This is a genomic window from Dactylosporangium sp. McL0621 (assembly GCF_049995355.1).
Lineage (GTDB): Bacteria > Actinomycetota > Actinomycetes > Mycobacteriales > Micromonosporaceae > Dactylosporangium.
The window spans coordinates 5,478,974-5,505,396 of sequence record NZ_CP188259.1; the positions used below are offsets into that span (position 1 = coordinate 5,478,974).

The 26,423-nt window shown below is 70.8% G+C and carries 3 protein-coding genes (1 of these 3 cut by a window edge); all 3 read left to right on the forward strand.

Annotated features, from left to right (window positions below; translation table 11 throughout):
- On the forward strand, positions 1-21,962 hold the 3' end of the coding sequence (locus tag ACPPVO_RS25915; RefSeq protein ID WP_426513741.1) for a non-ribosomal peptide synthase/polyketide synthase. Its footprint begins 41,860 nt before the window's first position; only the last 21,962 of its 63,822 coding nucleotides appear in the window; the start codon falls outside the window, past its left edge; the stop codon is at positions 21,960-21,962.
- A 711-nt stretch (positions 21,963-22,673) separates the two neighbouring features.
- Positions 22,674-23,690 carry a 4-hydroxyphenylpyruvate dioxygenase gene (hppD, locus tag ACPPVO_RS25920; protein WP_426513742.1) on the forward strand — a complete coding sequence of 339 codons (1,017 nt, stop codon included), beginning with the start codon at positions 22,674-22,676 and terminating at the stop codon, positions 23,688-23,690.
- Entirely contained in the window at positions 23,687-26,398 is a 2,712-nt protein-coding gene (locus tag ACPPVO_RS25925) for an aminotransferase class I/II-fold pyridoxal phosphate-dependent enzyme (protein WP_426513743.1), read from the forward strand. The genes hppD and ACPPVO_RS25925 overlap by 4 nt, the downstream gene beginning before the upstream one ends.
- The last annotated feature ends 25 nt before the right edge of the window (positions 26,399-26,423 follow it).

Here is a 26,423-nt window from a genome sequence, read left to right on the forward strand (position 1 = left end):
TGTTGGACGCCGTGCTGCGGCCTGTGCCGTTGGGCGTTGCTGGGGAGCTGTTCCTCGGCGGGGTCGGGGTGTCCCGGGGGTATCTGGGTCGGCCCTCGCTGACGGCATCGCGGTTTGTTGCGGCGCCTGGCGGGTCGCGGTGGTATCGGACCGGGGACCGTGTGCGCCGTGTCGGGGACGCCCTGGAGTTCCTTGGGCGGGCCGACGAGCAGGTGAAGGTGCGTGGGTATCGGATCGAGCCTGGTGAGGTCGAGTTCGCGCTGACCCGGCATCCCTCGATCGACGCTGCTGTGGTTGTCGCCGATGAGCTGGATCGGTTGGTGGCGTACGTGGTGCCGACCGTGCCGCCGGTGGAGGAGTTGCGGGCGTTCCTGGGTTCGCGGTTGCCGTCGTACATGGTGCCGGCGGTTTTCATGGGCCTGGATGTGCTGCCGTTGACGCCGAACGGGAAGGTCGATCGGGGCGCGCTGGCTGGGGTGCGGGCGGAGGTTGACGGCTTTGTGGCGCCGCGGACGTCGGTGGAGGAGTTGCTGGCTGGGGTGTGGGGCGGGCTGCTGCGGGTGTCGCAGGTCGGGGTACACGACGACTTCTTCGCACTCGGTGGGCACTCGCTGCTGGCCACCCAGGTCGTGTCGCGGGTGCGGCAGGTGTTCGGGGTGGAGATTCCGGTGGCCGCCGTGTTTGATGCGCCGACGGTTGCGCAGCTTGCGGCGGTCGTCGATGCGGCCGCGCCCGGGGTACAGGCGGCGCCGGTCGTGCCGGTGGGCCGGGACGTTCCGTTGCCGCTGTCCTTTGCCCAGCAGCGGCTTTGGTTCCTCGCGCAGCTCGATCCGGGGTCGATCGAGTACAACACGCCGGCGACGATCCCGTTCTCGGGCGCCCTCGACGCCGACGCGCTCCAGGCCGCGCTGAACGCTCTGGTCGCGCGGCACGAGGTGCTGCGCACACGGCTGGTCGCCGGCGCCGACGGCGAGCCGTACCAGGTCATCGATCCGGCGACCGACATCGTTCTCCCGCTCCTGGACATGTCGGACGCCGCAGAGGCGGAGGCCTGGCTGGCTTCTGACGCGGCGGTGCCGTTCGACCTCGCGGCCGGGCCGCTGTTCCGGGCCACGCTGCTGCGGCTCGCCCCGGACGAGCACATCCTGGCCCTCGCCATGCACCACGTCGTCGCCGACGAGTGGTCCTTCGGCATCCTGCGCCGCGAGCTCGACGCGTTGTACGCGGGTGCCGTGCTCGAGCCGCTGCCCGTGCAGTACGCCGACTTCGCCGTCTGGCAGCGGGCCCGGCTCACCGGCGACGTCCTCGCGACCCAGCTGGACCACTGGCGCGGCCACCTCGACGGCGTGCCGACACTCGAACTGCCGACCGACCGTCCGCGACCGGCCGTGCGGACCGGCGACGGCGCGAGCATCGACTTCGCCGTCCCGGCCGAGGTCGCCGACCGCCTGCGCGCCGTCGCCCGCGACGGCGGTGCGTCGATGTTCATGACCGTGCTGTCGGCCTTCACCGTGCTCCTCGGCCGGTACTCCGGCCAGGACGACATCGTCGTCGGCACCCCGATCGCCGGCCGCACCCGCGCCGAGACCGAGGGCCTCATCGGCTTCTTCCTCAACACCCTCGCGCTGCGCACCGACCTGTCCGGCGACCCGACCCTGGCCGAGCTGCTCGGCCGTGTCCGGACGGGAACCCTCGCCGCGTACGCGCACCAGGAGCTGCCGTTCGAACACCTCGTCGACGCGCTCGGCGTGCCCCGGGACCGCTCCCGGACCCCGCTGTTCCAGGTCCTGTTCAACTACGACAGCGACGACGGCCGCGGCCGCTTCGGCGGATGGGAGCCGACCGCCGAGCCGCGGCCGGAGCCCATGCCCGTGCGCTACGACGTGTCGGTCTCGGTCGTGGAGGCGGACGGTGCGCTGGTCGGGTCGGTGCAGTACGCGACCGCCCTCTTCGACGACGCCCGCATGATCCGGTTCGTGCGCCACTTCCAGCAGGTCCTGGCCGAGCTCGCCGCGGACGCCGATCGCCGTTTGTCGCAGGTGGCGCTGCTGACCGATCCCGAGGTGCACGAGCTGACCGGCTGGAGCGACGGCGGCCCGGCCGTGCCGTGGACCGGTGCGGTGCACGAGTTGGTCGCGGCCCGTGCGGCGGCGACACCGGATGCGGTGGCCGTGCAGTCGCTGAGCTACCGGGAGTTGTGGCGCCGTGCGGCTGGTCTGGCCGCACGGTTGACGGCCCAGGGTGTGGGTACCGAGTCGGTTGTCGGTCTGCGGTTGGACCGCGGCTCGGACTTTGCGGTGGCGGCGTTGGCGGTGTGGCAGGCCGGTGGTGCGTATCTGCCGTTGGACCCGGAACTGCCGTCGGAACGTCTCTCGTACATCCTGGCCGACAGTGGCGCCCAGGTCGTGTTGGACAGTCCGCTGGGCGAGGTCGAACTGTTGGACGCGCCGCCGGTGCCTGTGTCGCCGGCGCAGGCCGCCTACGTGATCTACACCTCGGGGTCGACGGGCCGGCCGAAGGGTGTCACGGTTTCGCACGGCAACCTGGCGTCATTCCTGGGCGCGATGGCCGTGCGTCCCGGCCTCTCTGCGGATGATGTGTTGCTGGCGGTGACGACGTTCGGGTTCGATATCGCGGGTTTGGAGCTGTGGCTGCCCCTGATCCGGGGTGCACGGGTGGTAGTCGCGGACCGGGACGAGGTCCGTGCACCGCACAGGCTGGCTGAGCTGATCGGCGAGCACGGTGTGTCGGTGATGCAGGCGACCCCGGCCACCTGGCAGATGCTGGTCGAGGACGGCTGGGCCGGTTCCCCGGGGCTGCGGGTCCTGTGTGGTGGTGAGGCGCTGCCTTTGGGTTTGGCGGCTTCGTTGGTGCAGCGGGCTAGGACGGTGTGGAACATGTACGGCCCGACGGAGACGACTGTGTGGTCCGCGGTCGACGAGGTCACCGCGGGTGCGCCGGTCACGTTGGGTTCGCCGATCGCCGGGACGCGCTGGTACGTCCTGGACGCCTCACTGCGTGAAGTCCCCGCTGGTGTGGTCGGTGAGTTGTACATCGGTGGTGCTGGTGTGGCCCGCGGGTATCTGGGTCGTCCGGAGCTGACGGCCGAGCGGTTCGTCGCGGACCGGGACGGTACACGGCTCTATCGGACCGGCGATCTGGCGCGGTGGCGGTCTGATGGTCGGCCGGAGTTCCTGGGCCGGGCGGATTTCCAGGTGAAGGTGCGCGGGTTCCGGATCGAGCTCGGCGAGGTTGAGGCTGCGATCCGTGATCAGGCGGGTGTGTCGGCGGCCGTGGTGGTGGCCGACGGCGCGCGGCTGGTCGCTTACGTGGTGGGTCAGTGCTCGGTCGACGGGTTGCGGGAGCGGCTGCCGGACTACATGGTGCCCTCCGTCTTTGTGGAGATGACCTCGTTGCCGTTGAACGCGAACGGGAAGGTCGACCGGAACGCCCTACCCGCGCCCGATGCGCCCGTCGCCGGCGAGTATGTGGCGCCGCGCACGGTGGTCGAGGAGGCAGTTGCTGGAGTCTGGGGTGCGGTCCTGGGCGTCGAGCGGGTGGGATTGTTCGACGATTTCTTCGCGCTCGGTGGGCATTCGCTGCTCGCGACCCGGGTGGTGTCACGCATTCGAGGCCTGTTCGGCGTCGAGGTACCCGTTGCCGCACTGTTCGACGCGCCGACGGTGGCTGGGCTCGCGGCTGCGGTTGACACAGCCCGGCCTGGGACCGGCACGGCGGCGATTGTGCCGGTTGGGCGGGACCGTGCGCTGCCGCTGTCGTTCGCACAGCAGCGGCTCTGGTTCCTCGCACAGTTGGATCCCGGTTCAGCCGAGTACAACCTGCCCATGCCGATCGGCTTCGACGGCGAACTGTCACGGCCGGCACTGACCGCGGCGCTGGGCGCCCTGACCACCCGGCACGAGACCCTGCGGACCCGCTTCGCCGCCGACGCCGACGGCGAGCCGTACCAGGTGATCGAGCCGCCGACGCCGTTCGAGCTGCCCTTCGTCGACCTCTCCACCGAGGACGACAGCGAGGCGGCCGCGCGCGCCTGGCTGGCCCGGGACGCGGTGGCGCCGTTCGACCTGGCCGCCGGCGTACCGCTGCGAGCCACCCTGCTCCGCGTCGCCGCCGACCGGCACGTGTTGGCGCTCGTCCTGCACCACGTCATCAGCGACGACTGGTCGGCCGGGATCCTGCACGACGAACTTTGGGCGCTGTACGCCGGGGAGGCCGAGCTGCCGCCGCTCCCGGTCCAGTACGCCGACTTCGCCGTCTGGCAGCGCGCCTGGCTCACCGGCGACGTCCTGCGCGGCCAGCTCGACTACTGGCGCGGGCGCCTCGACGGCCTGCCCGTGCTGGAGCTGCCGACGGACCGCCCGCGCCCGTCCCGGCGTTCCAACGCCGGCGCGGCGATCGACTTCGCCGTCCCCGCCGGCGTGACCGAGGCCCTGCGTGCGGTCTCACGCACGGCCGGCGCCTCGATGTTCATGACGGCGCTGTCTGCCTTCTCGCTCCTCCTGGGGCGGTACACCGGCCAGAATGACATCGCCATCGGTACACCGATCGCCAACCGCAACCGGTCCGAGATCGAGGGCCTCATCGGCCTCTTCGTGAACACCCTCGTCCTGCGCACCGACCTGTCGGGCGACCCGACCTTCGACGAGCTCCTCGCCCGCGTGCGCGCCGGCACCCTAGCCGCCCACGCCCACCAGGACCTGCCGTTCGAACACCTCGTGGACGCGCTCGGCGTGCCCCGGGACCGCTCCCGGACCCCGCTCTTCCAGGTCCTGTTCAACTACGCCACCGAGGACGGCGGGCGCGTCCTGGCCGCCGGCCAGTCCGAGCCCGAGCCCGTGCCGGTCCAGTTCGATCTCTCGGTCACGCTGACCGAGTCCGGCGACGGGCTGGTCGGCGCCGTGCACTACAGCACGGCGCTGTTCGACGACGCGCGGATCGTGCGGTTGATCGGCCACTTCCAGCAGGTCTTGGCCGCGGTGGCCGCGGATGCGGGTCGTCGCTTGTCGCAGGTGCCGTTGCTGAGTGTTGCGGAGGCGGCCGACCTGGCGATTTGGTCGGACGGTGGCCCGGCCGTGCCGTGGTCGGGCGCTGTGCATGAGCTGGTCGCGGCCCGTGCGGCGGTCACGCCGGATGCGGTGGCCGTGCAGTCGTTGACGTACCGGGAGTTGTGGCGCCGTGCGGGCGGTCTGGCGGCACGGTTGACGGCCCAGGGTGTGGGTACCGAGTCGATTGTCGGTCTGCGGTTGGACCGCGGCCCGGACTTCGCGGTGGCCGCGCTGGCCGTGTGGCAGGCCGGCGGCACCTATCTGCCGTTGGACCCGGAACTGCCGTCGGAACGTCTCTCGTACATCCTGGCCGACAGTGGCGCCCAGGTCGTGCTGGACAGCCCGCTCGGCGAGATCCAGCCGGTCGACGCGCCACCGGTGCCTGTGACGCCGTCGCAGGCCGCCTACGTCATGTACACCTCAGGGTCGACGGGCCGGCCGAAGGGTGTCACGGTTTCGCACGGCAACCTGGCGTCATTCCTGGGCGCGATGGCTGTGCGTCCCGGCCTCTCTGCGGATGACGTGCTGCTGGCGGTGACGACGTTCGGGTTCGATATCGCCGGTTTGGAGCTGTGGCTGCCCCTGATCCGGGGTGCACGGGTGGTAGTGGCGGACCGGGACGAGGTCCGTGCACCGCACAGGCTGGCCGAGCTGATCGGCGAGCATGGTGTGTCGGTGTTGCAGGCGACGCCGGCGACGTGGCAGATGCTGGTCGAGGACGGCTGGGCCGGTTCCCCAGGGCTGCGGGTCTTGTGTGGTGGTGAGGCGCTGCCTTTGGGTTTGGCGGCTTCGTTGGTGCAGCGTGCCGGGACGGTCTGGAACATGTACGGCCCGACCGAGACCACCGTGTGGTCCGCAGTCGATCAGGTCACGGCCGGCGCGCCGGTCACGTTGGGTTCGCCGATCGCCGGGACGCGCTGGTACGTCCTGGACGCCTCACTGCGTGAAGTCCCCGCTGGTGTGGTCGGTGAGTTGTACATCGGCGGTGCTGGTGTGGCCCGCGGCTATCTGGGTCGTCCGGAGCTGACGGCCGAACGGTTCGTCGCGGACCGGGACGGCACACGGCTCTATCGGACCGGCGACCTGGCACGGTGGCGGTCTGACGGTCGGCCGGAGTTCCTGGGCCGTGCGGACTTCCAGGTGAAGGTCCGCGGGTTCCGGATCGAGCTCGGCGAGGTCGAGGCCGCGATCCGTGACCAGGCCGGTGTGTCGGCGGCCGTGGTGGTCGCCGACGGCTCGCGGCTGGTCGCGTACGTGGTGGGTCAGCACTCCGTTGACGGGTTGCGGGAGCGGCTGCCGGACTACATGGTGCCGGCCGTGTTCGTGGAGATGACCTCGCTGCCGCTCAATGCGAACGGGAAGGTCGACCGGAAGGCGCTCCCGGCGCCCGACGCGCCTGCGGTGACCGGAGAGTACATGGCGCCCCGCACGCCCGTCGAAGAGGCGATCGCTGAGGTCTGGGGTGCGGTGCTCGGGGTTGAGCGGGTCGGGGTGTTCGACGACTTCTTTGCGCTCGGTGGGCATTCGCTACTCGCCACGCGGGTGGTGTCACGGATTCGGAGCGTGTTCGGCGTTGAGGTACCGGTTGCCGCACTGTTCGACGCGCCGACGGTGGCCGGGCTGGCGGCTGTCGTTGACACGGCCGGGCCTGGGAATGGCACGGCGGCGATTGTGCCGGTCGGGCGGGACCGTGCGCTGCCGCTGTCGTTCGCACAGCAGCGGCTCTGGTTCCTCGCACAGCTGGACGGGGCGGCGCAGTTCAACCTTCCGATGCCGATCCGGTTCAGCGGCGACGGGCTGTCGGTCGAGGCGCTGTGGGCCGCGCTCGGAGCCCTTGTCGCGCGGCACGAGGTGCTGCGGACGCGGCTCGTGGCCGGGGCGGACGGGGTCCCGTACCAGGTGATCGACCCGCCGGCTGAGTTCCTCGTGCCCGTCGTCGACCTTTCCGCCGACGGGCCGGCCGCCGCGGAAGCGTGGCTGGCCGCCGATGCCATTGCGCCGTTCGACCTCGCGGCGGGGCCGCTGCTGCGCGCCACGCTGCTGCGCCTCGCCCCGGACGAGCATGTGCTCTCCCTGACGATGCATCACGTGGTGGGCGACGAGTGGTCGGCCGGCATTCTGCGGCGGGAGCTCGACGCGCTGTACACGGGCGCGGAGCTGGCTCCGCTACCCGTGCAGTACGCCGACTTCGCCGTCTGGCAGCGCCGCTGGCTCACCGGCGAGGTCCTCGACGGGCAGCTCGCCTACTGGCGCGGACACCTCGAGGACGCGCCCGCGCTCGAACTGCCCGCCGACCGCCCCCGGCCGCCGCGGCCCGACGGCGACGGCTCCGCCATCGAGTTCGTGGTGTCCGCCGACGTGGTCGAGGGCCTGCGTGCGGTGTCGCGGGCCGCCGGCGCATCCATGTTCATGACCGTCTACGCCGTGTTCGCGGCGCTCCTCGGCCGGTACTCCGGCCAGGACGACATCGTCGTCGGCACACCGATCGCGAACCGGAACCGGTCGGAGATCGAGGGCCTGATCGGCTTCTTCGTCAACACACTGGTGCTTCGCACGGACCTGTCCGGCGACCCGACTGTCGCCGAGCTGGTGGGCCGGGTGCGGACTGAGACCCTGGCCGCGTACGCGAATCAGGACCTGCCGTTCGAGCAACTCGTCGACGAGCTCGGCGTGCGGCGTGACCTCTCGCGGACCCCGCTGTTCCAGGTGCTGTTCAACTACGTCGCCGCCGAGTCGGCCGGCGAGGAGCTGCCCGAGGTCACAGGTGAGCCCACGCCGGTACGGGTGAAGTTCGACCTGTCCATGGCCGTGGACGAGGTCGGGGATGGACTTCTCGGGTCGCTGCGGTACAGCACGGCCCTGTTCGACGACGCTCGGATGATTCGCATGGTCGGTCATTTCCGTGCCTTGCTTGCGGCGGTTGCCGCGGACGCGGGTCGTCGTCTGTCCGGGCTGCCTGTGCTCACGTCCGCGGAGTTGGCGGACTTGGCACGGTGGAATGACACGGCGACCGTGCTGCCCCGTGCCGAGACTGTGCTGGATCTGATCGCGTCCCAGGATCCGGGGGCGGTGGCGGTCCGTGCCGGTGACGCAGCACTGACTTATGGCGAGTTGTGGCAGCGTTCGGCGGATGTGGCCGGGTATCTGCTTGCCTCGGGTGTGGATCCGGACTCGGTGGTGGGTTTGCGTCTGGAGCGGTCCGTCGATTTTGTTGCGGCCGTGCTGGGTGTGTGGCGGGCGGGTGCGGCGTACCTGCCCCTGGACCCGGAGTTCCCGGCCGAGCGGCTGTCGTTCATGGTGGCCGACGCGGGTGCGGTGCTGATTTTGGAGGCCGGTCTTGAGCTGCCGTCGTACGACGGTGTGCTCCCGGCTGTGCGGGGTGGGCAGGCGGCGTATGTCATTTACACGTCTGGGTCGACGGGTGTGCCGAAGGGCGTCGTCGTGCCGCACACCGGCGTGCTGAACCTGGCCGTGCAGATCGCACCAAAGCTGGGTGCGGTGGCGTTGCAGTTCGCGTCGTTCTCGTTCGACGCCGCGGTCATCGACCTGGCTGGTGTGCTGACCGTGGGCGGGACGTTGGTGATGGCGTCTGCGGCCGAGCGTGCCGAACCGCGGGCGCTCGCGGCGTTGATCCGCTCGGCGGGCGTCACGGCGGCCAGTGTGGTGCCGTCGTTGTTGTCCCAGCTCGACCCGGCGGAGGTGCCGGGTGTCGGGTCGTGGATTGTCGGGTCCGAGCGGGTCAGTGGTGAGTTGGCGCGGGCGTGGTCGGTGGGGGCGCGGGTGTTCAACGCCTATGGGCCGACTGAGGTGTCTGTGCTGGCGACCACGATGGACTGTGCCGGGGATGCGGTGGGGGATCCGCCGATTGGTGGGCCGTTGGGCAATGTGCAGGTGCACGTGTTGGACAACAGTCTCCGTGCTGTCCCAGTTGGTGTGCCGGGGGAGATTTTCATCGGTGGTGTGGGTCTGGCGCGGGGGTATGTGGGTCGTCCGGAGTTGACGGCGGAGCGGTTTGTCGCCGGGCCGGGCGGTTCGCGGTTGTACCGGTCCGGTGATGTTGCACGGTGGCGTGCCGACGGTGTGCTGGAGTTCGTCGGTCGTGCAGACGATCAGGTGAAGGTCCGTGGGTTCCGGGTTGAGCCGGGCGAGGTGGAGGCCACGCTCCGGGCTGCGTCGAGTGTCGCGGACGCCGTAGTGGTGGCCGATGACGGGCGCCTGATCGCCTATGTGGTGCCGGCCGATGGTGCGGTGTTGGTGGTGGAAGAGCTGCGGGTGTGGGTGGGGTCGCGGCTGCCGGAGTACATGGTGCCGGGAGTGTTCGTTGAGCTGGCGGCGTTGCCGCGCAACCGGAACGGGAAGGTGGACCGCGGCGCACTCGACGGGGTGCAGTTGCCGGTCGGGGTCTCGTTCGTGGCGCCCGCCGGGCCCGTGCAGGAGGTGCTTGCCGGGATCTGGACCACGCTGCTCGGGGTTGAGCGGATCGGTGTGCACGACGACTTCTTCACCCTCGGTGGGCATTCGCTGCTGGCGACGCAGGTGTTGTCGCGCGTGCGGGTCGCGTTCGGGGTCGAGGTGCCCGTCGATGCCATGTTTGACGCACCGACGATCGTTGGTCTTGCGGCGGCTATCGCTGCGGCTACACCTGGGTTGACGGCGCCGCCCGTCAAGCCGGCTGGGCGGGACGTCGCGTTGCCGTTGTCGTTTGCGCAGCAACGGCTTTGGTTCCTCGCGCAGCTCGAGCCCGACTCGGTCGAGTACAACATGCCGATCCTGATCCCGTTGCCGGGCGACGTCGATGTGGCCCGGCTGGCGGAGGCGCTGCGGCGGCTGGTGGAGCGGCACGAGGTACTGCGGACGCGGCTGGTGGCCGGGGCCGACGGGGTGCCGTACCAGGTGATCGAGCCGGCCGCGCCGTTCGAGCTCACGGTGGTCGAGCGGTCGGCGCACGACTGGATCACCCAGGACGCCACCGTGCCGTTCAACCTGGCCGCGGCGCCGCCGTTGCGGGCCACGCTCCTGCGCGTCGCGCCCGGCGAGCACATGCTGGCGCTGGCGATGCATCACGTGATCGGTGACGAGTGGTCCGACGGCATCCTGCGCCGGGAACTCGCCGCGTTGTACGCCGGGACCGTGCTCGACCCACTGCCCGTGCAGTACGCGGACTTCGCCGTGTGGCAGCGCACGTGGCTGGCCGGGGCGGTGCTGGAGGAGCAGGTCGGGTACTGGCGGCGGCGGTTGGCGGGTGCGCCCGTGCTGGATCTGCCGACCGACTATCCGCGCCCGGCGGTTCGCTCCTCGGAGGGCGCGGTCATCGACTTCGCGATCCCCGACGACGTGGCGGCGGCACTGCGCACGGTGTCCCGTGCATCCGGCTCCTCCATGTTCATGACCGTGCTCGGGGCCTATGCACTACTGCTGCAGCGGTACTCCGGCCAGGACGACATCGTCGTCGGCACACCCATCGCCAACCGCAACCGGGCCGAGATCGAGGGTCTGATCGGGTACTTCGTCAACACGCTGGTACTCCGCACGGACCTCTCCGGCGACCCCACCTTCGCCGCGCTACTGGCCCGTGTGCGGAACACAGCACTGGAGGCGTTCGCGCACCAGGACGTGCCGTTCGAGCGCCTGGTCGACGAGCTGGTCACGGACCGGGACCGCTCCCGGACGCCGCTGTTCCAGGTGTTGTTCAACTACTTCGACACCGCCGAGTCCGACGAAGACGAGGCGGTCGACGACCGTGCCCGCGAGGCCCTGGCCAAGTTCGACCTGCGCCTGATGGTGTCCGAGCGGGGCGACGGTCTGGTCGGTGCGTTCCATTACGCGACGAGGTTGTTCGACGAGTCGACGATCCGCCGGTTGATTGGGCATTTCCAGGAGTTGCTGGCGGCGGTGGCCCGGGATGCGACTGTGCGGCTGTCTGAGGTGGGGCTGGGCACGGCTGAGCTGACCGACTGGAACGACACGGCGGCCGATCTGCCGGCTGTGTCGGGTGTCCATGAGTTGGTGCACGCGTCGGATGCGACCGCGGTGGTGGCTGGTGGCGAGTCGTGGACGTTCGCGGAGATTGTGAGCCGGGCGAACCGTCTGGCGCATCTGCTGCGTTCGGTGGGTGTGGGCCCGGAGTCGGTGGTCGGTCTGGCGACCGACGCAGGTGCCGACTTCGTCGTCGCGGTGTTGGCGGTGTGGGCGGCGGGCGGTGCCTATGTGACTCTGGATGGTTCTCAGCCGGCGCAGCGGTCGGCGTTCATGCTGGCTGAGGCGGGTGTGTCGGTCCTGGTCGGCTCGGCGGACGCGATCGGTGATCTGCCGGTCGGCCGGTTGCGGACCGTGCTGCTGGATGACCCGCTGTTGCAGACCGTGCCTGACACGGCCCTGGGCACGGTGGTGTCGCATCTGGACCGGGTCGCGTACGTGATGTTCACATCCGGTTCCACCGGCCGCCCGAAGGCTGTGCAGGTAACCCACCGCGGCCTGCTCAATTACGTCACGGGTGTGCCGTCCCGGTTGGGCATCGGCGAGCCGGGCCGGTCGTATGCACTGTTGCAGCCGCCGACGACGGACTTCGGTAACACGATGCTGTTCACGGCGTTGACGACCGGTGGGTGTCTGCACTTTGTGGACCCGGCGATCGTCACCGACCCGGACCTGGTCGACGCCTACCTGACCGAGCATGCGATCGACTACGTGAAGATCGTCCCGTCGCACCTGATGGGTCTGGGCGTGTCCCGGGTCCGTCCGGCCCGGGCGTTGATCCTGGGCGGTGAAGCCACGCCCGTCGAGGTGGCTCGGGAACTGGCCGGTCGTGCCGCCAACCACTACGGGCCGACCGAGACGACGGTTGGTGTGGCCACTGTGCGGCTGACCGAGGATGTGCTCGACCGAGGGGTGGTGCCGATCGGTTCACCACTGCCGAACATCCGCCTGCATGTGCTGGACCGGTCGCTGCGGCCCGTGCCGGTCGGGGTGCGCGGCGAGTTGTATGTGGGTGGTGCAGGGCTGGCCCGGGGGTATCGGGCCCGGCCCGAACTGACCGCGGAACGGTTCGTCGCTACCGAGGGTGGACAGCGGCTGTATCGGACCGGGGACGTGGTGGTGCGTCGTCCGGATGGGCTGATTGCGTTCCTCGGCCGTGCCGACGATCAGGTGAAGGTTCGTGGGTATCGGATCGAGCCCGGTGAGGTCCAGGCGGCGTTGCTCGCGCACCCGGCCGTGACCGCCGCGGTTGTGGTTGCTGACGGGCAGCGGCTGGTCGGGTATCTGGTGGCGGAGGATGGGATGCCGTCGGTTGGTGAGCTGCGGGCGTTCCTGGCCGGGCGGCTGCCGGAGCAGATGATCCCGGCCGTGTTCGTCGAGCTCACCGCCATCCCGCTCACCGCCAATGGGAAGCTCGACCGCGCGGCGCTCCCCGCGCCGGATCAGAGTCGGCCCGAGCTCGGCGGTGGGTTCGTGGCACCGCGTACGCCCGTTGAGGAACAGCTCGCGGCGATCTGGGGCGAGGTGCTCGGGGTCGACCGCGTCGGGGTGCACGACAACTTCTTCGAGCTCGGCGGCCACTCGCTGCTCGCGACCCAGGTGGTGTCGCGGATCCGGGCGGTGTTCGACGCGGAGCTGCCCGTTGCCGCATTGTTCGACGAACCGACGATCGCTGGGCTGGCGATCGCGGTTGAAGGGGCTGCGCCGGGTATCGGTGGGGCGCCCATCGTGCCCGTGAGCCGGGATGAACCGCTGCCGTTGTCGTTCTCGCAGCAGGGGCTCTGGGTTCTGGCTCAGCTCGAGCCGGACTCGACCGACTACAACACGCCCGTGCCCATCCACCTCGCCGGTGACCTCGACGTCGACGCGCTCGCGGCCGCGCTCGGGGGGCTGGCCGCACGGCACGAGGTACTGCGGACGCGGCTCGTTGCCGGGGTGGACGGGGTGCCGTACCAGGTGATCGATCCTGCCGTGGCGTTTGACCTTCCGGTCGTTGACCTCACCCGCGAGGCCGATCCCGCCGCGGCGGCCGAGGCGTGGCTCGACCGGGACCGGCGGGTGCCGTTCGACCTGGCCGCCGGGCCGCTGTTCCGGGCTTCGCTGCTGCGGCTGGGCGAGCACGAGCACATCCTCGCCATCGCCAAGCATCATGTGGTCAGCGACGAGTGGTCGGCGCAGATTCTGCGCCGTGAACTCGCCGTGCTGTACACGGCGGCGCGCGACGGGGTGCCGGCCGACCTGCCGCCGCTGCCCGTGCAGTACGCCGACTTCGCCGTCTGGCAGCGCCAGTGGCTCACCGGCGACGTCCTCGACGCGCAGCTCGGCTTCTGGCGCGAGAGGCTCGCCGGCGCGCCCACGCTCGAGCTGCCCACCGACCGGCCGCGCCCGGCCGTGCGGGCCGTCGGGGCCGGGCGGCACGATTTCCGCATCCCCGCGGACCTCGCCGACGGGCTGCGTGCACTGTCGCGCGACACGGGCGCGTCGATGTTCATGACCACGTTCGCGGCCTTCACCGCGCTGCTCGGCCGGTACTCCGGGCAGGACGACATCGTCGTCGGCACGCCGATCGCCGGGCGCAACCGGGCCGAGACCGAGGGGCTCATCGGGTTCTTCATCAACAGCCTCGTGCTGCGCACGGACCTGTCCGGCGACCCGACGTTCACCGAGCTGCTCGGCCGCGTCCGCACGGGCACGCTCGAGGCGTACGCGCACCAGGATGTGCCGTTCGAGCAGCTCCTCGACCTGCTCGGCGTGCACCGTGAGCGCTCCCGGTCGCCGCTGTACCAGGTGCTGTTCAACTACTACACGGCCGACGACGACGAGGACGAAAGCGCCGACGGGGCGCAGACCGCCCTCGAGGGCGTGGTCGGCGGCATGGACCTGCGGCTCATCCTGACCGAGGAGGCCGGCGGGCTGACGGGCACGATCGAGTACAGCAGCCAGCTTTTCGACCATGACCGGATCGAGCGGCTCGCGCGGCACTTCGTCGGGCTCGCCGCCGCGGCCGCCGGGGACCGTGACTGCCGGCTGTCGAGCCTGCCACTGCTCACCGGCGCCGAGCGCGCCGCCCTGCGTTCGTGGGGCGCGCCGACCGCCCGCACGGCCGGGGCCGAGCTCGTCCCGGCGCTGATCGCCGGCTGGGCCGCCGCGACCCCCGGCGCGGAGGCGGTCCGCTTCGGCGAGCGCACGATGTCGTACGCCGAGCTGACCGCCGCGGCCAACCGGCTCGCCCACCACCTGCGGTCCATCGGTGTCGGCCCCGAGGTGGTTGTCGCCATCTGCCTGCCCCGCGGCGTCGAGTTCGTCACCGCCGTGCTCGCCGTGTGGCAGGCGGGCGGCGCGTACTTGCCGCTCGACCCGGAGTACCCCATCAATCGCTTGTCTTTGATGCTCGCCGACGGGGGCGTCGGCGTGGTCGTCGGCACCGAGGACAGCATCGACGTGCTGCCGGTCGGCCGGGTCCGAACGATCGTCGTGCTCGACGACCCGGTGACCGAGGCGCTCGTCGCGGCCCAGCCGGTCGAGGCGCCCGATCGCCCGGCCCGGCCCGATCACGTCGCGTACGTGCTGTTCACCTCCGGCTCGACCGGCCGTCCCAAGGGTGTGCAGGTGACCCACCGCGGGATGATGAGTCTTGTCACCGGGCAGCGTGCGCTGTACGGCCTCGGCGCCGGCGACGGCGTGCTGCAGTTCGCCTCGTTCGGCTTCGACGCGTCCGTGCACGACCTGTGCCTGGCGCTCGCCGCCGGCGGCCGGCTGGTCATCGCCGACGAGCACCACCGTGACGACCCGGCCGCGCTCGCCGCGCTCGTGCGGGCCGAGGGCGTACACATGGCGACCCTGCCGCCGTCGCTGCTCGCCACGCTGAATCCGGAAGACCTTCACGGGCTCCGGATCCTCTTGAGCGCTGGCGAACCGCTCGACGGCCGGGTCGCCGCCGCCTGGTCGCGGTACCGGCTCGTGAACGGTTACGGCCCGACCGAGGCGGCCGTGTGCGCCTCAGCCGGTGACGTCGACGGCACGGCGGCCCGCCCACCGATCGGCGTGCCGTTCGGTGGGTCGCGGTTGGTGGTCGTGGACCGGTTCCTGAACGAGGTACCCGTCGGCGTGGCCGGCGAGCTGTACATCGGCGGTCCCGGGCTCGCCCGCGGGTATCGGGGGCGACCCGACCTGACGGCCGAGCGGTTCGTGGCCGGGCCGGACGGCGACCGCTGGTACCGGACCGGGGATGTCGTGCGCTGGCGCTCCGACGGGCGGCTGGAGTTCGTGGGCCGGGCCGACGAGCAGGTGAAGGTCCGTGGGTTCCGGGTCGAGCCGGGCGAGATCGAGCACGTGCTGCGTGGCCACGCCGGCGTCGGTGACGTCGTCGTCGTCGCCGACGGCGAGGACGCGACCCGCCGTTTGGTGGCCTATGTTGTACCCGTTGATGCGGGAGGAATGCCGCCCGTGGAGTCGTTGCGTGCGCACGCGCAGGTCGGGCTCCCGGAGTACATGGTGCCGACCGTGTTCGTCGAGCTCGCAGCCCTGCCGCTGAACCGCAACGGCAAGGTCGACCGCGCCGCGCTGCCGCCGCTCGACGGGCTGCCGCTGGCCTCGGCCGGCGAGTACGTACCGCCGACCGGACCCGTACAACGGCGCCTGGCCGACATCTGGGCCGAGGTGCTCGACGTGGAGCGGGTCGGCGCGCACGACGACTTCTTCAGCCTCGGCGGGCACTCGCTGTTGGCGACGCTGGTCATGTCCCGCGTGCGGGCCGTCTTCGGCGTCGACGTCGCCGTGGCCACACTGTTCGACGCGCCGACAGTCGCCGAGCTGGCCGAGGCCGTCGACGCGGCCTCCGCCCAGGCCGACGCGGGGCCGCCGATCGTGCCGGTTTCGCGGGAACAGCGGCTGCCGTTGTCGTTCGCGCAGCAGCGCCTGTGGTTCCTGGCCCAGCTGGACCCGGCCTCGCCCGAGTACAACCTCCCGGCGCGCATCCGGCTCGTCGGCGACCTGGACGTGCCCGCGCTGGTCGCGGCGTTGCGCGGCCTCGTGGAGCGGCACGAGGTGTTGCGCACGCGGCTGGTGGCGGGCGATGACGGTGTACCGGTGCAGGTGGTCGAAGCGCCTTTCGCCTTCGACGTGCCGGTCCTCGACATGCCCGCCGAGGACGCCGAGGCGTGGCTGGCCGCGGACGCCGCGGTGCCGTTCGACCTCGCGGCGGGCTGGCTGTGGCGGGCGACGTTGCTGCGAATCGCGGCCGACGAACACATTCTGGCGCTGACGATGCACCACGCCGTGGGCGACGAGTGGTCGGCGGGGATTCTCCGGCGCGAGCTCGATGCGCTGTACCGCGGCGACGAGTTGGCCCCGCTGCCCTTGCAGTACGCGGACTTCGCCATCTGGCAGCGGCAATGGCTCACCGGAGGCGTCCTGGAACGGCAGCTCGACTTCTGGCGCGACCGTCTTGATGGTGCGCCGGTGCTGGAGTTGCCGGCGGATCGACTTCGTCCGGCGTTGCGGTCGAGTGTCGGTGCGGTGATGGAGTTTGCGGTGCCGGCTTTGGTGGCGTCGGGTCTGCGTGCGGTGGCCCGTGACGCGGGGGCGTCGATGTTCATGACGGTGTTTGCGGCGTTCAATGTGCTGTTGTCGCGGTACGCCGGTCAGGATGACGTCGTGATCGGTACGCCGATCGCGAACCGGAACCGTGCGGAGGTCGAGGGTCTGATCGGGTTCTTCGTGAACACGTTGGTGTTGCGCACGGACTTGTCCGGTGATCCGACGTTCGCGGAGTTGGTGGGCCGGGTGCGGGCTGGGACGTTGGATGCGTATGCGCATCAGGATGTGCCGTTCGAGCATTTGGTGGATGCGCTTGGGGTGGACCGGGATCGCTCCCGGACGCCGCTGTTCCAGGTGCTGTTCAACTACGCGACCGGGGATGACGAGGAACGGGAGATCGACCCGGCGCCGCGGCCGGCGGCGGTGAAGGCCGACCTGTCGGTGGCGGTGGTCGAGGCCGGGGCCGAGTTGGTCGGGGCCGTGCAGTTCAGCACGGCGTTGTTCGATGAGGCGCGGATGGTGCGGTTGGTTGGGCATTTCCAGCAGGTGTTGGCGGCGGTGGCCGGGGATGCGGGTCGTCGTCTGTCGGAGGTGCCGTTGCTGACTGCGGTCGAGACGGCGGCGTTGGCACGGTGGAATGACACGGTGACTGTGCTGCCCCCGGTCGAGACTGTGCTGGATTTGATCGCGTCCCGGGATCCGGCTGCGGTGGCGGTCCGTGCCGGTGACACAGCCCTGACCTATAGCGAGTTGTGGCAGCGGGCGGCTGATGTGGCCGGCTATCTGCTGGGTTCAGGTGTCGGCCCGGAATCTGTCATCGGGCTGCGGTTTGATCGGGGTGTCGAGTTTGTGGTGGCGGTGCTCGGGGTGTGGCGGGCTGGTGCGGCGTATCTGCCGTTGGATCCGTCGTATCCGGCGGAGCGGCTGGAGTTCATGGTGGCTGATGCTGGCGCGGCTCTGGTCCTCGAACCTGGGTTGGTCATACCCCGGTATGAGGGTGTGCTGCCGACCGTGCGGGGTGGGCAGGCGGCGTACGTCATCTACACCTCTGGGTCCACGGGTGTGCCGAAGGGTGTGCTGGTGCAACACGCCGGTGTCGTGAACCTCGTGTCGCAGCTCGGTCCGGTGCTGGGTGCGGACGGTGTGGTGTTGCAGTTCGCGTCGTTCTCGTTCGACGCCGCGGTGTTCGACCTGGCCGCCGTGCTGTCGGCGGGTGGGATGCTGGTGGTGGCCACGGAGGGGGAGCGGGCTGAGCCGTCGGCGTTGCTGGCACGGTCCGGGGTGCGGTCCGCGAGTGTGGTGCCGTCCCTGCTGGCCCAGCTCGATCCGGATGCGGTGGCTGGTGTGCGGACGTGGGTGTTGGGTGCGGAGCGGCTGACCGGGCAGTTGGCGGGTCGGTGGGCCGGTCGGGTGCGGTTGGTGAATACGTACGGTCCGACTGAGGCGACCGTGATGGCGACCGCCGGCGTTGTCGACGCTGGGGTGGAGGTGGCGCCGCCGATTGGGGCGCCGCTGGGCAATGTGCAGGTGCATGTGTTCGACCCCAGTCTCCGTGCGGTCCCGGTTGGTGTGCCGGGTGAGATGTACATCGGTGGTGTTGGTCTTGCACGGGGGTATGTGGGACGTCCCGAGCTGACCGCTGAGCGGTTCGTCGCTGGGCCGTGCGGGTCGCGGTTGTACCGGTCCGGGGATGTTGCACGGTGGCGGGCCGACGGTGTGCTCGAGTTCGTCGGCCGTGCCGATGATCAGGTGAAGGTGCGCGGGTTCCGGGTGGAGCCGGGCGAGGTTGAGGCCACGCTCCGGGCGCTGCCGGGTGTGGCGGACGCCGTTGTGGTGGCGGATGACGGGCGTCTCGTGGCGTATGTCGTACCGGCTCAGGGTGAGTCGCTTGCCGTTGAGGCGTTGCGACTCGGGGTGGGCGCACGGTTGCCGGAGTACATGGTGCCGTCGGTGTTCGTCGAGTTGACGTCGTTGCCGTTGAACCGGAACGGGAAAGTCGATCGGCAGGTGCTGGATGGGGTGCAGTTGCCCGTCGGGGGCGTGTACGTGGCACCCGTTGGGCCCGTGCAGGAGGTGCTGGCCGGGCTCTGGGGCGAGCTGCTCGGCGTCGACCGCGTCGGGGCGTCCGACGACTTCTTTGCCCTCGGCGGGCATTCGCTGCTCGCGACGCAGGTCGTGTCGCGGGTGCGGAGTGTGTTCGGGGTTGAGGTACCAGTCGCCGCCGTGTTCGATGCGCCCACCGTGGCTCGGTTGGCCGCGGTGATCGAAGGCTCCTCGGCCGGTCCCGCGGCGCCTCCGCTCGTGCCGGTGCCGCGCGACCGGGAGCTGCCGTTGTCGTTCGCACAGCAGCGGCTGTGGTTCCTGGCGCAGCTCGAGCCGGACTCGGTCGAGTACAACATGCCGTTCCGGATCCGGCTCGTCGGTGACCTGAACGTCGACGCGCTCGCGGCGGCGCTGCGCGGGCTCGTGGCACGCCACGAAGTCCTGCGCACGCGGCTGGTCGCCGGCCCGGACGGGGTACCGGCGCAGGTCGTGGACGCGCCGATCGACTTCGACCTGCCGGTCGTGGACCTGTCCGCCGGCGGCGTCGAGGAGTGGCTCGCCGCCGACGCGGTGGTGCCGTTCGACCTGGCCGCGGGCTGGCTGTGGCGGGCTTCGCTGCTGCGGGCCGGCGACGACGAGCACATGCTCGCCCTGACGATGCACCACGCGGTCGGCGACGAATGGTCCGACGGCGTGCTGCGCCGCGAGCTCGAGGCCCTGTACGCGGGCGCCGAGCTGCCCCCGCTGCCCGTGCAGTACGCCGACTACGCCCTGTGGCAGCGCAACTGGCTCACCGGCGACGTACTCGAAGAGCAACTGGGCTTCTGGCGCACACGACTGACCGGCGCGCCCGTGCTGGACCTGCCGACCGACCACCCGCGCCCGGCCGTGCGAACCTCGGACGGGGCGATCATCGACTTCGCCGTGCCGGACGACATCGCCGAGCGACTCCACGAACTGTCCCGGGGCGCTGGCGCATCGAGGTTCATGACGCTGTTCGGCGCCTACACGCTACTGCTGCAGCGGTACTCCGGTCAGGACGACATCGTCGTCGGCACACCCATCGCCAACCGCAACCGGGCCGAGATTGAGGGTCTGATCGGGTACTTCGTCAACACGCTGGTACTCCGCACGGACCTGTCCGGCGACCCGACCTTCGCCGAGCTGCTGACCCGGGTGCGCACGGGAACGTTGGAGGCCTTCGCACACCAGGACGTGCCGTTCGAGCGCCTGGTCGACGAGCTGGTCACAGACCGGGACCGCTCCCGGACCCCGCTGTTCCAGGTCCTCTACAACTACTTCGCCGCGGGCGACGCGGACGAGAACGACGGCGACGGCATCGACGGCCCCGCACGTGCCGCCCACGCCAAGTTCGACCTACGCCTGATCATGTCCGAACGCAGCGGCGGCCTGAAGGGCTCGCTGCACTACGCGACCAGACTGTTCGACGAGCCGACAATCCGCCGCATGATCACCCACTTCCAGCAACTGCTCGCAACGGTCGCGGGGAGCGCGGAACTCCACCTGTCCGAAGTGGACCTCGAGGCTGCGCAGCAGCTGGACACCTGGAACGACACGGATGCGGACCTGCCGCAGATCTCGGGCATCCATGAGCTGGTCCGGGCCTCGGATGCGACGGCGGTGGTTTCGGGCGGTGAGTCGTGGACGTTCGCCGAGATCGTGAGCCGCTCGAACCGTCTCGCGCATTTGCTGCGTTCGGTGGGTGTGGGCCCGGAGTCGGTGGTGGGTCTGGCGACTGATTCGGGTGCCGATTTCGTGGTGTCGGTCCTGGCCGTGTGGGCGGCGGGCGGTGCGTATGTCACGTTGGATGGTTCCCAGCCGGCGCAGCGGTCGGCGTTCATGCTGGTTGAGGCGGGTGTGTCGGTCCTGGTCGGCACGGCGGATGCGATCGGTGATCTGCCGGTGGGCCGGTTGCGGACCGTGCTGTTGGATGATCCGCTGTTGCAGACCGTGCCGGATACCGTGCTGGGCACGGTGGTGTCGCATCTGGACCGTGTCGCGTACGTGATGTTCACATCCGGTTCCACGGGCCGCCCGAAGGCTGTGCAGGTGACGCACCGGGGATTGTTGAACTACGTCACGGGTGTGCCGTCCCGGTTGGGGATTGGTGAGCCGGGCGCGTCGTATGCACTGTTGCAGCCGCCGACCACGGACTTCGGTAACACGATGCTGTTCACGGCGTTGACGACCGGTGGGTGTCTGCATTTCGTGGACCCGGCGATCGTCACCGATCCGGATCTGGTCGATGCCTATCTGACTGAGCATGCGATCGATTACGTGAAGATTGTGCCGTCGCATCTGCTGGGTCTGGGTGTGTCGCGGGTCCGGCCGGCTCGGGCGTTGATCCTGGGCGGTGAGGCCACGCCGGTTGAGGTGGCTCGGGAGCTGGCGGGTCGTGCCGTGAACCATTACGGGCCGACCGAGACGACGGTTGGTGTGGCGACCGTGCGGCTCACCGATGATGTGCTGCACGGCACGGTCGTGCCGATCGGCTCACCGCTGCCGAACATCCGCCTGCACGTGCTGGACCGGTTCCTGCGGCCGGTGCCCGTTGGTGTGCGGGGCGAGTTGTACGTGGGTGGTGCAGGGCTGGCCCGCGGGTATCGGGGCCGGCCGGAACTGACCGCGGAACGGTTCGTGGCCGCGGCCGGTGGGTTGCGGCTGTATCGGACCGGGGATGTTGTGGTGCGGCGCCCGGATGGGCTGATTGCGTTCCTGGGCCGTGCGGATGATCAGGTGAAGGTTCGTGGGTATCGGATCGAGCCCGGTGAGGTCCAGGCCGCGCTGCTCGCACATCCTTCCGTGACTGCGGCGGTTGTGGTGGCTGATGGGCAGCGGCTGGTCGGGTACCTGGTCGCGGACGATGGGATGCCGTCCGTTGCCGATCTGCGGACGTTCCTGGCTGGGCGGCTGCCGGAGCACATGGTCCCGGCCGTGTTCGTTGAACTCACCGCGATCCCGCTCACCGCCAATGGGAAGCTCGACCGGGCGGCGCTGCCTGCGCCCGATCAGAGCCGGCCTGAGCTTGCGGGTGGGTTCGTGGCGCCGCGGACACCCGCCGAGGAGCAGCTCGCGGCGATCTGGAGTGAGGTGCTCGGGGTTGAGCGGGTCGGCGTACACGACAACTTCTTCGAGCTCGGCGGCCACTCCCTGCTCGCGACCCAGGTGGTGACTCGCATTCGGGCGGTATTCGACGTCGAGCTGCCCGTTGCGGCGCTCTTTGACGCGCCAACCGTGGCCGGACTCGCCGGGGTGGTCAAGCGGGCGATGGTCGGCACCGGTGGTGGTGACGAGGAGCTGGAGGAGTTCGAGCTCTGAGCGTCCGGCCCCGTCGTGGTGTGACCGAGCGGCGGGGCCCGCGGTGCCGGACTGCCGCGGACTCTGCCTGTTTGGTGGTCAGGCCGCAGGCATGCCTTGCGCCGTGCCTGATTTCGTGGCCAGGCCGCGGTTTCTAGGGCGCCGGCTCGCCGTGGACGGTGCGCGGTTTCGTGGGCGTGCCGCAGGTTCCAGGTGCCGGCTCGCCTTGGACCGTGCTCGTGTCGTCGTCGGGCTGTGGGCTTCGGGATGCCGGCTCGGTCCGTACTGTGTTCGGCCGTGCTGTCATGTCGCCAGAATGTTGGAGTCGTGGTGTCGGCCCGTCGTGGCCCCGGAGGCAAGGTCCGACGCGGAGCTGGAGGTAGAGGTCCGCCGCGGAGCTGGAGGTCAGGGTCCGCCGCGGGCCCGGAGGTAAAAGTCCGCCGCGGGCCTGGAGGTAAAGCCCGCCGCGGACCCGGAGGAGAAGTCCCGACCCGGCCGCCGGAGGCGTGTGAAAGCACGGTGCTGAGCCGCGTCCCGCGGGGGCGTGGGGCAGGGGTGGCGCGCCGATGGTGGCGCATTGCCGCTCCTTCGCCGTGGATGCGAGCCTGATCGCGCCATCAGACCGCGGACCCGGACCGCCACCGGTAGGACGGCGGCGGAACGGCCGGCCGCGCATCGAGCGCGGCGACGGCCGAGCCGCCGCGGGCCGAACGAATCCCACGGGAGCAGTTCATGACCGTCCTGCGCATCGGTCACATCGAGCTTTACGCGACTGAGCGGGAAGAGCTCGTCGACTACTTCGTCTCCGCCCTCGACTTTGCTGACATGGCCCGGGCGCGATCGTCGCGCGCTGAGTCGTCTCTGCTGCAGCGCGGCGACGTGCGGCTGATCGTCACCGAGGGGGACGTCGCCGCAGAGTTTCTGGAACGGCACGGTGACGGTGTCGCCGACATCGCGTTCATCTGTGACGACGTTGCCGCGACCCGGGAGCGGGCGCTCGCGGCGGGGGCACGGGCCGTCGGTGAGAACGCCGTTGCGGCGTTCGGATCCGTTCGGCACAGTCTGCTGCCCGAGTCCACGCGGTACGCACCCGCCAGCCTGCCCTGGACGCCGGCCGCGCGGGCGGCGCGTCGGGCCGATGCCGAACGGAGCCCGCACATTCGGGCGCTGGACCACATCGCGGTCGTACTCGACGCCGGCGACCTGCACGAGCGCGTCGAGCACTACATCGCGGCGTTCGGCTTCGAACGGTACTCCAGCGAATTCATCGAGGTCGGCAACCAGGCGATGGACTCGATCGTCGCCCGGAACCTGGCCGCCACCGCCACTTTCACGTTCCTGGAGCCGGTGACGAACCGCGAGGCCGGCCAGCTCGACGCGTTCCTCGACCGCAACGCGGGGCCGGGCGTGCAGCACCTGGCGTTCCTGGTGGACGAGATCGTGCCGGCCGTGCGCGACTTCCGCGGCCGGGGCGTGGACTTCCTGACCACGCCGGGCGCCTACTACGACGCACTCAGCGACCGGCTCCGTGAGATGTCGGTCGAGATCGCCGACCTGCGCGACACGAACGTGCTGGCCGACCGGGACGAGTGGGGGTACCTGCTGCAGCTCTTCACTCGGTCGCCGCACTCCCGCAACACGCTGTTCTACGAGCTCATCCAGCGGCGCGGCGCACGCGGGTTCGGCAGCGCCAACATCCGTGCGCTGTACGAGGCCGTCGAACGGGAAGATCGGATCGTCGCGGAGTGACCGCGCTGAACCTCGCCGATCTGGCGGCCGATGCGCGCCGGCGGCTCGACCCGGCGATCTGGGACTTCATCGAGGGCGGCGCCGGCCAGGAGCGCACGCTGGCCGGGAACCGGGCCGCGTTCGAGCGCACGTGGCTGCGCCCGACCGTGCTCACCGCCGCCGGGACGCCCCGGCTCGACACGACGATCCTGGGACGGCGCTGGGCCGTGCCGTTCGGGGTCGCACCGCTGGCGTACCAGACCCTGGCCCATCCCGAGGGGGAGCTCGCCACCGTGCGGGCCGCGGGCGCGGCCGGGGTGCCGGTCGTCGTCAGCACCTTCGCCGGGCGCACGTTCGAGGAGCTCGCGGAGGCCGCGACGGCGCCGTTGTGGCTGCAGGTGTACTGCTTCCGCGACCGCAACACCACCACCGCCCTCGTGCGCCGGGCCGAGGCCGCGGGGTTCGACGCGCTGGTCGTCACCGCCGACACGCCGCACCTCGGGCGCCGGCTGCGCGACGAGCGCAACGGGTTCCGGCTGCCGCCGCACATCCGCCCGGCGAACCTGCCCGCGGGCGACTACGCGTCGCCGAGCGGGCACGCCCGGGCCGAGCTCGACCCCGGCCTGGACTGGGGCATCGTGGACTGGCTGCGCGGCGTCACGTCGCTGCCGGTCCTCGTCAAGGGCGTCCTCACCGGCGCCGACGCGGAGCGGGCACTGACCGCCGGCGTCGACGGCATCATCGTGTCCAACCACGGCGGCCGGCAGCTCGACGGCGCGCCGCCGACCCTGGACGCGCTGCCCGAGGTGGCCGCGGCGACCCGGGGCAAGTGCCCGCTGCTGCTGGACGGCGGCGTACGCCACGGTGCCGACATCATCGCCGCCCGCGCCCTCGGCGCCGACGCCGTGCTCATCGGCCGGCCCGTGCTGCACGGGCTCGCGGCCGGCGCGCAGGACGGGGTGGCGCGGATGCTGGAGATCCTGCGCGAGGAGACCCTGGACGCCATGACCCTGGCGGGCCTGTCTGACCTCGACACCGCCGGCCCCGACACCGTGACGACCACCGCCCCGCCCGAGCCGACCGTGCGGCACGGGGATGAGTCGCATCCCAGCACGGTCGTCGAGCCTGTGCCCACCGTGCCGCACGGGGATGAGTCGCATCCCAGCACGGTTGTCGTGCCCAAGGCGGCCGTGCCGCACGGGGATGAGTCGCAACCCGGCACGGTTGTCGTGCCCAAGGCGGCCGTGCCGCACGGGGATGAGTCGCAACCCGGCACGGTCGTCGTGCCCAAGGCGGCTGTGCGGCACGGGGATGAGTCACGCACGGTGGCCGTGGCCGGGGCAGCCGTGCGGCACGGAGACGAGTCGTACACCGGCACGGTCGTTGTGCCCGAGGTGGCTGTGCGGCACGGGGATGAGTCGCAACCCGGCACGGTCGTCGGGCCTGCGCCGGCCGTGCTGCGCCGGGCCGAGCTGCATCCCAGCCTGTCCGACCCGCTCATGGACACGATGAACTTCCTCAACGAGATCGCCCTGCGCCACCCGGACGCGATCTCGTTCGCGCCCGGCCGGCCGCACGACAAGTTCTTCAACACCGAGGACATCGTCGCCCACGTGCGGCGTTACCTGGTACACCTGCAGGAGCAGGGCCGGTCGCCCGAGCAGATCCGGTCGGTGATGTACCAGTACGGGCCGACCGCCGGGCAGATCCGCGAGATCATCGCCGGGTCGCTGCAAGCCGACGAGGGCATCGACGTGCCGCCCGAGTCGATCGTCGTCACCGTCGGCGCACAGGAGGCGATGCTGCTCGTGGTCCGGGCCCTGATCAGCGGGCCCCGGGACGTGCTGCTCGTGTCCAGCCCGTGCTACGTCGGCATCAGCGGCGCCGCGCGCATCCTCGACGTCGACGTCGTGCCCGTCGTCGAGCGGCCCGCGGGACTGGAGCCGGCCGACGTCGCCGCCGCGATCGAGGCGCAGCTGGCGCTGGGCCGGCGGCCGCGGGCGTTCTACGTCATCCCGGACCATTCCAATCCGGCCGGAACCACCGTGCCGCTGGCGGCGCGGCACGCGTTGCTGGAGCTTGCGGCGCGGTACGACATCCTGATCATCGAGGACAGCCCGTATCGCCTGGTGAGCCCGGGCGCCCAGCTGCCGACCCTGAAGGCCCTGGACTCCGCGCGGCGGGTCGTGCACCTCGGCTCGTTCTCCAAGACCGTGTTCCCCGGCGCCCGTGTCGGCTTCGTCGTGGCCGACCAGGCGGTCGAGGGCGGCGGGCTCCTCGCCGACGAGCTCGCGAAGATCAAGAGCATGGTCACCGTGAACACGTCGCCGCTGAGTCAGGCGGCCGTCGCCGGTGCGCTGCTGTCGGCCGGGGGGCGGGTCACCGACCTCAACGCGGCCCCGGCCGAGCACTACGGCGAGTCGATGCGGCTCGTGCTGGAGCAGCTCGACCGGCGGCTGCCCGCCGCCCGGCGCGAGGCCCTGGGGGTGTCCTGGAACCGGCCCACCGGCGGCTTCTTCCTCAGCGTCACCGTGCCTTTCATCGCCGACAACGCCGCCCTCGCACGGTCGGCCGAACGGTTCGCCGTGCTGTGGACGCCGATGTCGTACTTCTACCCGGGCGGCGGCGGCGATCGGGCCATCCGCCTCTCGACCAGCTATTTGACGCCCGAAGAGATCGAGGAGGGCATCGGACGCCTGGCCCGGTTCATCGAGTCGGAGGCGGCCTGAGCGGAGTATGCCGCCGGGCTCGTTA